Annotated in this window: 11 protein-coding genes and 2 pseudogenes; 6 read left to right on the plus strand and 7 right to left on the minus strand. The window is 62.5% G+C overall.

The genetic code is table 11. The annotated features are described in order from the left end of the window. Window positions 1-61 precede the first annotated feature (61 nt). Window positions 62-3,031, minus strand: a complete 2,970-nt coding sequence (locus AX672_RS11700; protein WP_082730523.1) for a Tn3 family transposase — start codon at window positions 3,029-3,031, stop codon at window positions 62-64. A 172-nt stretch (window positions 3,032-3,203) separates the two neighbouring features. On the opposite strand from AX672_RS11700, the gene AX672_RS11710 reads away from it, so the two are divergent. Then, window positions 3,204-3,764 (plus strand): recombinase family protein, encoded by a 561-nt coding sequence (locus tag AX672_RS11710; protein ID WP_058803345.1) that lies wholly within the window; start codon window positions 3,204-3,206, stop codon window positions 3,762-3,764. Window positions 3,765-3,835: 71 nt separating this feature from the next. Here AX672_RS11710 and tnpB read toward each other — a convergent pair. Together tnpB and tnpA are read right to left on the minus strand one after the other, a co-directional pair. Then, a pseudogene (gene tnpB / locus AX672_RS19275) lies at window positions 3,836-3,964 on the minus strand (IS66 family insertion sequence element accessory protein TnpB); the annotation flags it as partial. Further along, the gene (tnpA, locus tag AX672_RS11715) at window positions 3,961-4,389 is read right to left on the minus strand and encodes an IS66-like element accessory protein TnpA (RefSeq protein WP_231731308.1); all 429 of its coding nucleotides are present in this window, start codon (window positions 4,387-4,389) and stop codon (window positions 3,961-3,963) included. The pseudogene tnpB and the gene tnpA, both read right to left, overlap by 4 nt. 131 nt (window positions 4,390-4,520) lie before the next feature. Between tnpA and AX672_RS11720 the strand changes: the two genes are divergently transcribed. The 3 genes from AX672_RS11720 (at window position 4,521) to fliE (ending at window position 6,784) form a co-directional block, all read left to right on the plus strand. Next, a complete protein-coding gene (locus AX672_RS11720) occupies window positions 4,521-5,126 on the plus strand; it encodes a DedA family protein (protein ID WP_082730525.1) in 606 nt (201 codons plus the stop codon). Between the two features lie 13 nt (window positions 5,127-5,139). Beyond that, window positions 5,140-6,315: a hypothetical protein gene (locus AX672_RS11725; protein WP_082730526.1), complete on the plus strand. Its 1,176-nt coding sequence runs from the start codon at window positions 5,140-5,142 to the stop codon at window positions 6,313-6,315. 118 nt (window positions 6,316-6,433) lie between these two features. Then, a complete protein-coding gene (gene fliE, locus AX672_RS11730) occupies window positions 6,434-6,784 on the plus strand; it encodes a flagellar hook-basal body complex protein FliE (protein ID WP_056060013.1) in 351 nt (116 codons plus the stop codon). A 454-nt stretch (window positions 6,785-7,238) separates the two neighbouring features. Here the strand turns inward: fliE and AX672_RS18275 are convergent, their stop codons facing one another. The 4 genes and pseudogenes from AX672_RS18275 to AX672_RS11750 form a co-directional block, all read right to left on the minus strand. After that, window positions 7,239-7,610, minus strand: a complete 372-nt coding sequence (locus tag AX672_RS18275; RefSeq protein WP_217497834.1) for a TFIIB-type zinc ribbon-containing protein — start codon at window positions 7,608-7,610, stop codon at window positions 7,239-7,241. 63 nt (window positions 7,611-7,673) lie between these two features. After that, window positions 7,674-7,976, minus strand: a complete 303-nt coding sequence (locus tag AX672_RS11740; protein ID WP_175310304.1) for a hypothetical protein — start codon at window positions 7,974-7,976, stop codon at window positions 7,674-7,676. Window positions 7,977-8,184: 208 nt separating this feature from the next. Next, window positions 8,185-8,472 (minus strand): annotated as a pseudogene (locus AX672_RS11745) (CorA family divalent cation transporter); the annotation flags it as partial. A gap of 57 nt (window positions 8,473-8,529) precedes the next feature. Next, complete coding sequence (locus AX672_RS11750; RefSeq protein WP_066651622.1) at window positions 8,530-11,499, minus strand: Tn3 family transposase; 2,970 nt, start codon at window positions 11,497-11,499, stop codon at window positions 8,530-8,532. Window positions 11,500-11,639: 140 nt separating this feature from the next. On the opposite strand from AX672_RS11750, the gene AX672_RS11755 reads away from it, so the two are divergent. Beyond that, window positions 11,640-12,209, plus strand: coding sequence for a recombinase family protein (locus AX672_RS11755; RefSeq protein WP_007015735.1), 570 nt, complete (start codon window positions 11,640-11,642; stop codon window positions 12,207-12,209). Beyond that, window positions 12,210-13,583, plus strand: coding sequence for a hypothetical protein (locus AX672_RS11760; protein ID WP_007015736.1), 1,374 nt, complete (start codon window positions 12,210-12,212; stop codon window positions 13,581-13,583). It abuts the gene before it with no gap. Window positions 13,584-13,653 lie beyond the last annotated feature (70 nt).

A 13,653-nucleotide genomic window follows, 5' to 3' on the forward strand; every position in this document is an offset into this window, starting at 1 on the left:
AGGCGTCACCTCAAGGTTTGTGCGCCAGACAACGATTTGGCGGACATCATGAGAACATTGGCTATGCCACGAGTTTGAGGCGAGCCATGGGATCGTTGAGAGCGCGGAATTCGCCGGGGGAGAGCGGTTTTGCCCGGTGCCAGAGATAATCTCCCGTCAAGCTGATATGCGCCCAGCCCATGGGGGAAAGGTGAGCGAGGAGCGCGTCGTCGAAGCTGACGCCGGATGCTTTGATGTGCTGGGCGGCCCTGTCCATATAGATGGTGTTCCAATAGGCTATCGCCGCGATCAGCAGGTTCAGGCCCGATGCCCGATATTCCTGATTCTCGATCGAACGATCCGTGAACCGGCCCTGCCGGTTGGTGTAGATGGCGGCGGCGAGGGTATGACGTGCCTCGCCCTTGTTGAGGCCGGCCTGGCAGGCCCGCCGCAAGTCGGGCTGTTCAAGCCAGTCGAGCGTGAACAGCGTCCGTTCGATGCGACCAAGTTCCGCCAGGGCGAAATCCAGCCTGTTCTGGCGCTTGTAGGCGGCGAGCTTGCGCAGGATCGCAGACGGCGCGACGGCTCCCTCCTTGATGGTGGCGACAATCCTGACGATGTCCTCCCAGTCGGCTTCGATCGCGGCGGTCTTGACCGTTCGCCCCATGAGGCTTTCGAGGCCCTTGTAGGTCGAGGGTGGAGCGATCGAGCCGAGTTTCCGGTCGGCGATGTCGCGCAACCGGGGTACGAAGCGGAAGCCGAGAAGATGGCAGAGAGCAAAGACATGGTCAGTCGCGCCGCCGGTATCGGTGTAATGTTCATGCAGCGGCAGCGCGCCGGCGCCCAACATGAGGCCGTCGAGCACATAAGGCGCCTCTCCGGCGGTGGCCGACATGATCCGCGACCCGAAGGAGGCAAAATGATCGGACAAGTGGGAGTAGATCTTCAGGCCGGGCTCGCCGCCATATTTGGCGTTGATGTCGGCAGCTGCGGATCGGCTGCGGCCTGAGCGGAAGAACTGCCCATCGGAGGATGAACTGGTTCCGGCGCCCCAATGATGCGTGAACGGCAAATCATGGTGCGCGGCAACGATCATGGCCAGCGCAGCCTGGTAGTTTTCGGGCGACAGATACCAATTGTGCGTCCAGGCAAGCTGGGCGTAGCTTACCCCGTCGCTGGCATTGGCCATCCGTTCCAGACCCAGATTCGATCCATCGGCCAGAATGGCCGCAAGGATCGCATGCGGGTTGTCATGCTCTTTGCCGGACCGAAGATCGCGGAACGCGCTCAGGAAGCCGGTGCGCTCGGCTACCTCGACCAGGAGTTCGGTGATCCGCACGCGCGGTAACAGCGCGTCGAGCCTGCGATCGAGAGCCTCTGCCTCGGGCGGCGTGATTGCCAGCATCGGTTGCAGCTTGAGCCGATTGCGCTCGAGCGCCACGCCTGCAAGCCGGTTCGCCTTGAGTTCCTTGGCGAAACGGCGCAGCCGCCAATCGAGCATTCTCGCGCGATCGGCCAGATAGGCCGCAGCATCGTTTGGGAATGCAAGGTTTTCGGCCACCTTCCCGGCATCGCGCCGGCTCAACAGATAGGTGTCGAAGCGGCGATAGTTCCGGGTTCCCTCCACCCATATGTCGCCGGCGCGCAACCGATCGCGCAGGGTGGCCATGACGGCTGTTTCATAGCGCCGACGGTCAATCTGGCCGCCTTCGGTGATGAGGCGCTTCCACTGCCGGTTGGCGAATGGCAGGGGAACGCCATCGGGCAGGTTGCGCGTTTTGCGCGCATTGGCGTCGCGGATGACATCAATCGCCTTGACCAGTTGCACCCCGCTTCCCGTCGCCTTGAACGTGAATGCATCGAGGAAAGCTGGGCTGAACCGGCGCAAGGTCGCATAACGCCCTGTTGCCGCGACAAGGGCATCTTCCCCCGCCAGATCAGCCAGCGCATCGACCTGCGCCTTCACCGCGACCAGCCTGTGCCAGCCCACAGCCTCGTCGATCAGTTCCATCGGATTGCCGCCATGCTCGACCGCCTCTCCCAGCGCCGCGATCGTGGCGCCGAACAACCGCATGAGTTCGCCGACCGAGCGGATGCTGTCCTGATAGCGTCTTTCACGGCTGCGCCGCGCGCGTGTGAACAGGCCGCCGACAAGCCTGTCGAACATCTGGATCGCCGCATCGGCGAGCCGGGCCTCGAGGTCGATCACCGCCGCGACCAGGGTCGCGCGCCGCCTGTTGAGGCTATAGTCGGAAAGCAGAAACGCCGGTGCCGCGCTACCTTCACGCATGAATTGCGCGAACCGGAAATCGGGAATTTTGGCGCCGATCGCCGGATCGATGCCGACCCCGCGCGCATAGCGCAGCCGTTCCAGCAGGCCGTTGATATTTGCCGTCGTCGGCGCCTCCTCGAAATTGCGCAGCCAAGCCAGCGGCGTCATGCCGAAGTCGCTGCTGTTGACGATCAAATCGTCGATCCGGGTCAGTTCGGCATGACCCAGGCTTTCGATGATGGTTGCTGCCGCGGCTTTGCGGGCGCGCGCCCTGCCGGCGAGACCGGCCCGTTCGATCGTGTCGGCCGATGGAAGAATGAAGTGCTCCTGCTTCAATCCCTCCATCAACGCGCGAACAATGGGCTCGCCCCGGTCGGTCTGTTCGGCGGCTCGCGCGGCCAGGTCGAGCGCGAGTGGGATATCCCCTCGCCGGAAGGGGCGTAACCCGAGGTGCTGTGCGGCAATGTCAGCGTGATCGTTGCGCGTTTGGGCGCGCTGGCCATAGTCGCCGAAAGCCTCCGCATCGACGAATATCTGGGCAGCAAGGTAGTGGAGGATCGCATTTGGCACGCCGATGTCGGGCTGCAAACCGAAGCCAGGGTGCCGCATCAATGCGATCTGCGCAGCCAGGCCGAGGCGATTGGCGGGTCGATAGCGGCGACCGATCAGGTCAAGATCCCTGACGGCAAGAGTATAGTGGCTGACGATCGCGGTTTCGTCATGGGGAGCATCGAACAGGCGCCGCCGTTCTTCCCCGGTCAATAATCGCCGCCGCGCCATGCTGCCTCCATCCGACTCCTGAGCAGCAGGCTAGCGTCAATCTGGAGTATAGCCTAACCGGACGTCAGGGCGGTGCTTCCAATTCTGTCAGATTAGAGTTGGTGAACGCATTTGTTGACGTCTGTTGCGCGGTGTCATAGATTTCAACCTGACAAATTGACCGGAGGCGGCGATGAAAGGCCAGAGGATCGGTTACGTCCGGGTGAGCACATTCGATCAGAATGTCGATCGCCAGTTGGAAGGTCAGTCGCTCGACCGGATCTTTACCGACAAAGCATCGGGCAAGGACGTCAATCGGCCCCAGCTCGACGCCATGCTCGCCTTCGCCCGCGAGGGCGATACCGTCGTGGTGCACAGCATGGATCGACTGGCGCGCAATCTCGACGATCTGCGCAAGCTGGTCCAGTCTCTCACGAAGAGAGACATCCGCATCGAGTTCATGAAGGAGAGCCTTGCCTTTTCCGGCGAGGATTCCCCCATGGCCAATCTGATGCTTTCGGTCATGGGCGCGTTCGCCGAATTTGAGCGTGCCTTGATCCGGGAACGGCAGCGCGAAGGAATTGCGCTTGCCAGGCAACGCGGCGCTTATCGCGGACGGAAACGGTCCCTCTCTGACGATAAGGTCGCCGAGCTGCTCCGCCGCATTGCCGCCGGCGAGCGTAAGGCCACAATCGCCCGCGACCTGGGGATCAGCCGTGAAACCCTATACCAGTATCTCCGCGTCGCCGCCTGACGCCTATGTTCCCACAATGTCCGGCAAATCGTTGTCTGGCGCACAAACCTTGAGGTGACGCCGAACACGTAGATCACGCCCGAAAAGGGATCGCCGCCGTACTCCTTGCCGACCAGCGCGGCCAACGCGTCAGGCCCTTTGCGGAAATCCACTGGGCGCGTCGCCACCATCACGCGCGCGCCAGCACCAGGTCCGATCATCGGGTTGCCTTTAGCGCTTCGATCACCGCGGCAATCACACCAGCATCGGCGCCGCGCGCGATCTTCACTGCTACACCGTCAATCTCCAGTTCTACCGCAGCCGTTGGCGCACGCCGCCTTCGCCGAACACGACGCGTGGGTGCCGGATCAGGTTGCGCGCTCAACTCGACCACCGCCGGCACGAACGTCGCGGCGGCCGGTTCTGCCGACGAAGGGGCCTGCCCCTGGTCCGCCAATTGCTTGTGCAAATCCTTCCGCCAGGCATAGACCTGCGAAGGGTCAAGGCCATAGCGACGGGCGACGGCGCCGACTCCTTCGTTGCCCGCATAGCACTCCGCGACAATCGACGCCTTGACCTCCGGCGGCCAATCGCGCCGCTTGCCCGCACCGGTGAATATCTCAAACCGCTGCGCGCCCTTGCTCACAGGATCATCACACGGGATTATCATAGGAGTAGCGCCTCGGCCCAAATCAGGCCGCGCAAGCTCAACGCTGGGGATCACCCGCGCAAGGTGGGCCCCGCACAGCGCTTACACATAAGATAAGGAGAAGCAGTTTGGGCCAGTGGATCCAGCAGCTCGTCGACCAGCTCGGCTATCTTGGCGTCGCGGTGCTGATGTTCGCCGAAACCGTGTTCCCGCCGCTCCCCTCGGAGGTCATCATGCCGCTTGCCGGCCTGCGTGTTTCGCGCGGAGCATTGTCGCTGCCGGGCGTGATTGCCGCCGGAGCGGCGGGCGCCATGGCGGGCAATCTCTGCTGGTACGCCGTCGCAAGGATGCTCGGCATCGACCGGCTGCATGGCCTGGTCGATCGGCACGGCCGATGGCTAACGCTCGAATGGCAGGAGGTCGAGCGCGCGAAGACCTGGTTCCGCGGCCACGGTGGCCCGTTCGTCTGCATCGGGCGGATCGTCCCCACGGTGCGATCGGTCGTATCGATCCCGGCCGGGCTCGTGCGGATGCCCCTCGGACCCTTCCTCCTGTGGTCGACGATCGGCACGGCAGCCTGGACCGCGATGCTGGCCGCCGCCGGCTATCTGCTGGGGCAGCGCTATGGGGCGGTCGAGCGCTATGTGGGTCCGGTCTCGACGGCGATCATCATCGCGCTCGTGCTCTGGTACGCTTGGCGGGTAGCCACGTGGGGGCGTCGTCATGGGCGTTGAGGTGCCAAAGCCCATGAGCGACGCCACCATTCGGCGCGCGTTCTGGCGGACCGCCACGGCAAGCCGTGCGGCCGTCATCGTCGACGCCGATGACTATTTCAGGGCCGCCCGCTCCGCGATGCTCAAGGCCAAGCGGCGCATCGTGCTGATCGGCTGGGACTTCGACGCCCGGATCCAGTTCGCCGGGGAGGGGCAGGACGAGGGTCCGCCGACGGTCGGAGCGTTCATCAGCTGGCTGGTCAAGCGCAGTCCCCTGCTCGATATTCACATACTGCGCTGGGATACCGGTGCGCTCAAGACGCTGTTCCATGGCCGAACCCTGTTCACGATCCTGCGCTGGATGCGCGACCGCCAAATCCACCTCAAACTCGACGGGCATCATCCGGTCGCCGGATCGCATCACCAGAAGATCGTGGTGATCGACGACTGCATGGCCTTTTGCGGCGGCATCGACATGACCCGCGAACGATGGGACACGCGAGACCACCAGGACGAGGAACCGCGCCGCGTCCGACCGGACGGCACGCCGCACGGGCCGTGGCATGACGCGGCCATGGCGCTGGAGGGCCCGGTGGCACGCGCCCTCGGTGACGCCTGTCGGGAGCGGTGGCATGCCGCCGGCGGGTATTCGATCGAGCCCGTGACCAATGGCGCGGATTGCTGGCCTGATGGGCTCGAGGCAGACTTCAGGGACGTGCCCGTCGGGATCTCGCGCACGCTGCCAAAGCTCGCCGACCAGGAACCGGTCCACGAGATCGAGGCGCTGTATGTCGCGCTCATCGCGCGGGCGCGGCGGCTGATCTATGCCGAAAGCCAGTATTTCGCCTCCCGGCGGGTCGCGGAGGCAATCGCCAGACGACTCGACGAGACCGGGGCATCCGACGCCGATGGGCATCGAAAGATAGCCGACATCCGCGCCGGTCTGCTCGCCGAGCACCTTGGCGCCAACAAGGACGCGGTCATCGCGAAGTTCGCCGAAACCGGCTCGTTGATCGCAACGATCGCGGCGTTGCAGGCACCGGGTCGCTCGCTACGCGAGTACGAGCTGCCCGAACTGTCTTCGATGGAAAAATGGCTGGCCGACAGCAAGCTGCTCGACCCCGAGGGACCCGACGAGATGTTCGAGCCGTTTTCGCGACGCCGAGGTCTGCTCTTTCACCTGCGGCACCGACACCGCCATCATCCGTGACCCGTACTGCCACGACCAGAAGGACCGGGGGCCAGTCCCGAACAAACATCCTTAACGATTTCTAATCATTCTTGCGCGAAGATGCGCGCTCTATCGTTCGCGTGAGAGGTCGACAGGCATGAATGTGAACGGCGTGGCCGATGTCATGGCGATGCGCAACGCGGTGCTTCAACGAAACGCCGCACTGAGGGATGTCGGCTCGGCTTCGTCGCCGAATGCGCTGCGGGGACCGGATGGCACTGCCCCATCGACGAGCTTTGCCGCGACGATGCAGACCGCGCTTCAAAAGGTGAATGCGCTCCAGGAACAGGAGGATGTCGCGACCGAAGCCTACGAACGAGGCGAGACGACCGATATCGCGACCGTGGCGCTGATACAGCAACGCGCCTCGGTTTCGTTCGAGGCCACCTTGCAGGTCCGGAACAAGGTTCTTTCGGCCTACAAGGACATCATGAGCATGGCCGTCTGATCACAGCCTGCGTCCATCGAGTGCCCGATGGCCGCGGGATGGCTCACCTGCGGTCAAGACTCCGAACCGCCGGTGGTGATGAACGACGATCTTCATGCCGGACGGCGTGATCGCTGCTGTCATTTTGGGCGTATGGCGTGCGAGGTTCATGCATGGGATAAGGCGTAGGCTGCGGCATCTGGTACGCGGGACGGGGTGCGGACGAGGCAGGGTAACCGCCGTAGCTTCCACCCTCATAGGCATGCCCGCCATCCCAGTTGACCCCGCCATGCGTGCCGCTCCAGTTGACGCCGGCACCATGGGACATGACCTGCGCGCCAGCCGGCGCTGCCGCCAAGCCGGCAAGGATCATGATCCCAAGTGTCAGCCCGCATTTTCTGGTCACGCTATTTCTCCCTCCATGCACCGACAACCATGAAACGGCTGCCTGTTCAGAACGCCAGCCGAGTGCGGATCAATGCCGAAACAGACCGCCAAGAAAGCCGCCGGGACGATAGCCGCCGTGGCCACCACGGTCATGCCCGCCACCATGACGTCCACCGCCATGAGATCCTTCATTGTACCCGCCCCAGGGAGCAGGCTGAGCATATCCAGGTGCAGTCGGTTGTGGCGGGTAATCGGGTGCCGGCCTCGACGTCGCCTCGTACGAAGCGTTCTTCTCGATGATCTTGTCGAGTTCGCCGCGGTCCAGCCAGATGCCCCGGCATTGCGGGCAATAGTCGATCTCGACCCCCTGCCGGTCGGCGAGCACGAGGTCGACCCGGCACACGGGGCAGAGCATGCCCTGCAACCGGGTGGTCGCGGGTACTGTTGCGGCATCCGTCATGGTGCATTCCTCTCTTTGGTCGGCACCGCTGGGGCGGTCTGCCCGGGAAGCGCTGCTTTCATCTTAATAGCCATAACCCCCGTAGCGCTGATTGCGCTCCTGGCGCTCATGCCGCCGTTCACGACGTTCCTCGCGGCGATCATGGCGATTGTTGTAGCCATAACCGCCCTGGTAATAGCCGCCACCATTACCGCGCCAGGACTGCTGATGGCCACCGCCTCGATCGCGGTAGGCGTCGCCATATCCGCCGTGTCCTCGGACCTGATTGCCGTAGGACGGGCCGCCATTATGTCCGCCGTAACCGCCATGGGACTGGGCCATCGCGGCCGGCGCAGCAAACGCCAGTGCCGCCGCGGCCAAGATCAAGGATCCTCTCATGACTACCTCCATCAAGCGTGACCGAATGTCACGTCTAGTAGATAGGACCGCGATATTGAATGCAGGCGGAATGCGATCGACAGCTCACATTCACTAACAAGAGATGATATTATATTTATTGCGTAGTCAGGTAAGAGTCATGGCATAAAATTATCTCATCGAACCTTTAAGTGTCTCAAGGCACTTGTACCCTCGACTAGATCCATTTTGCGCGCTTGAACCTGATATAGAGCATGCTGCACACCGTAGCGACCACCGCGAGTACGACGAAATATCCATACTTGGTTTTCAACTCTGGCATGTTTTCGAAGTTCATACCGTAGATGCCTGCGAGGGCAGTCGGCACGGCCAGAATGGCCGCCCAGGCCGCAAGCTGCCGGGTACTCGCACCAGTGCGCTGCTGTTCGAGCAGATTGCTGACCTCAAAGACCGATGTGAGCACTTCGCGAAGGCCACCCACCGTGGTTTCAACTCTATGAATATGAGGGCATAGCGTGGATGGTACGCTAAACAACGCTAAGGGCGAACAATCAGCGAACGCTTATGCGACGCGGCTATCCGGCGGGAGATTGAGGGCCTTGCGGCCAGCGGAAGCGGCTGCGCGATCCCAGAGGAAATCGCCGGAGAAGGCAATATGCTCCCAACCCACGGGGGACGTATGGGCGAGCAGATAATCAGGCACCGCGACCGAGGTTGATCGTAGATGCTGGGCGGCAGCATCCATGTAGATCGTGTTCCAGTAGACGATCGCGGCGATGACTAGATTGAGGCCGGATGCCCGATATTGTTGCGCCTCATGGCTGCGGTCGATGATCCGGCCTTGGCGGAAGGTGTAGATTGCCTGCGTCAGGGCATGGCGTTGTTCGCTGTTGTTGAGACCAGCATGGCATCGCTGGCGCAGATCGGGATTTTCCAGCCAGTCCAGCATGAACAGGGTTCGCTCGATCTTGCCGATTTCCTGTAGCGCGACGTCGAGTTGGTTCTGCCGTTCGTACGCGGCGAGCTTTCGCAGCATGACCGATGGCGCGACATGGCCGGCCTTGATCGAGCCGACGAGGCGCAGCACGTCATCCCATTGTTCAGCGATGATGTCGGTGCGGATACGCTTGCCCATTAGCGGGGCGATGGCCGGATAGGCCTTAACCGGCGCGATCGGCGCGAGGCGCCGGTCTGGAAAGTCGCGCAGGCGCGGGCAGAAGCGAAATCCCAGCATCGCGCACAGGGCGAAGACATGATCGGTCGCCCCGCCAGTGTCGGTGTAATGCTCGACGATTTTCAGATCGGTGCCGTGGCTGGTGAGGCCGTCGAGAACATAGGGTGCCTCATGCGTCGCGGCAGAGATCACGTTGACGTGGTAAGGCGCACGCTGGTCGGAAACATGAGTGTAGAAGCTGAAGCCATGATCGACGCCATAGCGGGCGTTGATATCGCCGCCCGATGCACCGCGCTTCGCGCCCCTGAAGAACTGGCCATCGGAACTGGACGTTGTGCCGTCGCCCCATACGCGCGAGAATGGCAGGCGGTGATGCGCGTTGATGAGCACGGCCAGCGCCGCGCAGTAGCTGTCGTCGCGGATATAGGCGTCATGGGTCCACAGGAGCTGGTCGCGCGTCACGCCCTGGCTCGCGGCAGCCATGCGCGACAGGCCGAGATTGGTGGCATCCGCAAGGATGGTGGCGAGCAGCGCGTTTTCGTTGGGGCACGCTTCGCCGGTGCGCAGGTTCGTGAATGCAGCAAGAAAGCCGGTTTCCTGCGCCACTTCATGCAGCAGCTCGGTGATGCGGATGCGGGGCATCATCGCATCGAGCCGGTCAGCCAGCGCTTCGGCATCGGGCATCGCGATCGTGCGAACCGGGGATATCTGGAGGCGGCCGTCGCGGAACCGCACACCCTCCAGAGCGTCGCGCTTCAGGCGCTGGGCAAATTTCTTCAGTCGCCAGTCCAGTTCGCGGCCCCGCTGTTCGAGCCATTCGCCGGCTGTGGGTGGCAGACCAAGAGCCGACACGATCGGCTTGGCCTTCGGTTCGCTTAGCAGGTAGCTGTCGAACTGGCGGTATCCCGTCGATCGTTCCACCCAGACATCACCGGAGCGCAGCTTGTTGCGCAGATGCGCGATAGTCGCGATTTCCCAGAGCCGCCGATTGATCTTGCCGTCATCGCCCATGACGATTTTCTGCCATTCTTTACGGAAGGGCATCGGAGCGTCGGTAGGAAGATCGCGTTTGCCCGACCTGTTGAGGTCGCGCAGCATTTCGATGGCAGCGATCGTTTTCGCACTGCCCTTTCCGGCCCTGAACTGGAGCGTCTCAAGCAGGTCGGGGGCGAACTTGCGTAACGTCGCATAGCGGTCGGCCGCGACCGTCAGCGGATCGAGGTTGGCGGTTTCCGCGATGCTCGCCACTTCCGGCCTCGCCTTCATCAGGGTGTTCCACCCGACCGATGCGTCCAGGACCTCAATTGGATCTTCGCCAGTATCGACCGCATCGGTCAGCGCATCGATCGTTCTGCGAAAGATCAGCATCAGCCGCGCCACGTTCTTCGATGTGGCGGCATAGCTACGCGCCTGGGCATTCTTCGCGCGGGTGAAGATGCTGCCGATCAGCTTGTCCGCCATCTCCAGAGCGCTGTCGGTCAGCTGCTCTTCAAGATCGAGCAGGAAGGCAACCAGCGTGGCGCGCCGCCGGGAGGGAACGTATCGCTCGATCATATAGGCAGGCGATGCACGGCCTTCCCGGACATATTGCCGGAAGCGGTCCGCGTGGATGCGGCCAGCCACGTCCGGGGAGATGCCGATCTTCCGCACTTGCCGCAGGCGGTCGAGAATCTGGCGGATATGATCGGGCCTTGCCGCGATGGGAATGGTCTTGAGCGAAGCGAGCTGGCTCATGCCCCCGGCGTCGTCAAAGAGCTGGTCGAGGGCGTGGACCTGTTCAGCGCTGAGATCGTCGATCAGGGCATAGGCGGCTTGCTTGCGGGCACGCGCGCGCCCCGCGCTGCTGGCACGCTCGATGGTGGAGATGGACGGCAGCAGAATCCGGGCCTCACGAAGGGCGGTGACAACACCGGTCGCTATCGTCATCCCCTTGTCGGTCGCCCATGCCGTTTTCGTGGCCGCTTCGATCATGAACGGAATATCGGCACGCGTCGGCCCTCGCAGTCCCAAGCGCGCGGCTAGCTCGCGAGCATGGTCCGTCATGGTCTGGTCCCTCGCCGCATAGTCAGCCAGATCCGTGACGCGCAGGCCAAGCTGTTCTGCGACGAAGGCGGCGAGATCATGGGGCATCGCTCCCCTGTTCTGTATCAACTGCGCCAGTGTGATGCCCGGGTGGCGCAAGAGCGCGAGTTGCAGCGCGACGCCCAACTGGTTCCGTCGTTCCCGTCGCGCGCCGATGATCTCGATGTCCGCAGGCTCGAAGGTGTAGAGCCGAGCCAAGTGGTCGCGATCGGTCGGGATGGCAAGGATCTGATTGCGCTCGCTCTCGGTCAGGAGTTGATGCTTGCGCTTCGTCATGCCGATTCCCGTCCACAAAAGGTCAACTGCGCCTATGGACAGCCATGAGTAAAGAGACATAGTATGTGGACGGCTATGGGCGGGGTGAAGCGGTCGCCCTTCAGAGCGTCCACAGAACGACCGTTTGGGAGACACGATAGATGGGCGGCATTCTGGGCTACGCCCGCGTCAGCACCGGCGATCAGGATGTGGCGGGCCAGACCATGCGACTGGAGAATGCCGGCGCCATCAAGGTGTTCACCGATGTAATATCGGGAAAAAGCATGGAGCGGCCTGGACTGGCCGAACTGATCGCCTATGCCCGCAAGGGTGACACGCTCGCCGTGGTCCGCCTCGATCGGCTTGGGCGTTCGCTGACTGAACTGCTCGCCACAGTCGAAACTTTGCGCAGCCAAGGCATCGCCCTCCTGAGTCTTGAGGAAAAAATCGACACCTCGTCGGCCGCCGGCGAACTCATCTTCCATGTGTTCGGAGCTATCGCCCATTTCGAGCGGCGGCTAATCTCTGAGCGGACCCGCGATGGGATCGCCGCTGCACGCGCCAAGGGCAAGCAGCCTGGCCGTCAGCCGCTCGACATGTCCAAGGTGGATGCGGCCATCAAACTGGTCGAAGCCCGTATCTCGCCGACAGAGGCAGCACGGCAACTCGGCATCGGCAGATCCACCATCTATCGCGAAATGCGCCGCCTTGGCGTGGAAAGGCCTGCCTGAATGTCCAGATTGAAATCTGCTCACGATCTGTCCGGGCTGATGAAATATGCGGATCGTGCTCCGTGGGACGAGGCGATGGATGAAATGCTGTCCGCGCATCTCGGTCCGGCATGTGAAGCGACCGGCCTCGAACCCGACGCCATATTCGAGATCATCGGTGATCATTGGCAAGGGCCGCTATGGGGCTGCGCCTTTGAAGATCTGCTGACACAGGAACTGGAACCTGACGGTCGCAATCTGGTCGATGACTATCTCAAGCGCCGAGGCTGGAACGAGAAGGCGCCGAACAAGGCCTATATGCGCGCGCTGCGGGATACGATGATGTCGCTCTATGAGGTTAGCGAGGTCGTCCCCGGTCAGTCGATGACCTTGCGTGATCTGTTGCGGGATGTTGCGCCAGTCACGGTCCGCGAACACGGCGCGACACAGACCCTCGTCAACTGGGACAAGATCGCTGCACGGGTTGTCGATGTGAACGGTCGCCATGGCATCTCGGGCGCGCTGTTGCCGTTCAGCGCTGATGGCGCCCTACAACTGATCGACGCGTTTGGCCGGCTTGCGGACGATGCAAAGGACACCTCCGAACTAAACCAGACCGACCGGGATGCTATTTTACGGGCATCAGGCCCGATGTTCACGAACATGTGGCTGCTCGATTGTCTGGGCAAAGCCATGCCTGGCACCATGCCGGATATGGTCAACGCCGATGGCGATGATCTTGTGTTCCACCGCATCGTCTTCCCCCTGGCCAAGGGCGTGATCGGCAAGAGCGTGGTTCGCAGGCTGAACGCGGCACAATGGCTGGAGCCTGCCAGCGACACATTCTGGAACTGGCTGGTGCCGGTGACGAAGGAGAGAAAACCACGAACGGCCAAAGGCGGGCAGGCTTTTGTGACGACCATGGAGGACGGCACACCCGTCTTCGCCAATGTCGAGTTGGCGGGACGCAAACTGATCGTTGAGGTCAATAGTGCCGCCCGTGCGGAGAAAGCGATTGCGCAAATGGGCGAATGGCTTGGTGATTGCGTGAGCACACCTATGACCGAAATCCGGACTCTGGCCCAGTTCATGGCTGATGACGCCGCCCGCGCTCCGCAGGAAGAGCCGCTCGATATCCCGCCGGACGAAATGGAGCGCATCGTTCATGATATGCTGACACGCGAATATACCAAAACGCTTGATGAAGCGGTGCCTGCCCTTGGCAACAAGACGCCGCGCGCTCTGGCCCGCACGAAGGCTGGCCGGGCGAAAGTGGCCGACTGGCTCAAATATATAGAGAATGGCGCAGCAAAATCCGGGGTCGGCGAGCCAATGGCTACCTATGATTTTACGTGGATGTGGCAAGAGCTGGGCATCATCGGCCTCCGCAGGTGATGCCCTTGCACGCCGTTCCGGTATTGTTCGTCCTTAGCGTTGCTTGGCGTACCTCCCACGCTATGCCCTC

The organism is Sphingomonas sp. CCH10-B3 (genome assembly GCF_001556185.1).
GTDB lineage: Bacteria > Pseudomonadota > Alphaproteobacteria > Sphingomonadales > Sphingomonadaceae > Sphingomonas > Sphingomonas aquatica.

Coding starts and splice junctions, on each gene's coding strand:
- AX672_RS11760 (WP_007015736.1), top strand. CDS start 12,210: ATGTCCAGATTGAAATCTGCTCACGATCTGTCCGGGCTGATGAAATAT.
- AX672_RS11710 (WP_058803345.1), top strand. CDS start 3,204: ATGAAAGGCCAGAGGATCGGTTACGTCCGGGTGAGCACATTCGATCAG.
- AX672_RS11755 (WP_007015735.1), top strand. CDS start 11,640: ATGGGCGGCATTCTGGGCTACGCCCGCGTCAGCACCGGCGATCAGGAT.
- AX672_RS11700 (WP_082730523.1), bottom strand. CDS start 3,031: ATGGCGCGGCGGCGATTATTGACCGGGGAAGAACGGCGGCGCCTGTTC.
- AX672_RS18275 (WP_217497834.1), bottom strand. CDS start 7,610: ATGACGGATGCCGCAACAGTACCCGCGACCACCCGGTTGCAGGGCATG.
- fliE (WP_056060013.1), top strand. CDS start 6,434: ATGAATGTGAACGGCGTGGCCGATGTCATGGCGATGCGCAACGCGGTG.
- AX672_RS11725 (WP_082730526.1), top strand. CDS start 5,140: ATGAGCGACGCCACCATTCGGCGCGCGTTCTGGCGGACCGCCACGGCA.
- AX672_RS11750 (WP_066651622.1), bottom strand. CDS start 11,499: ATGACGAAGCGCAAGCATCAACTCCTGACCGAGAGCGAGCGCAATCAG.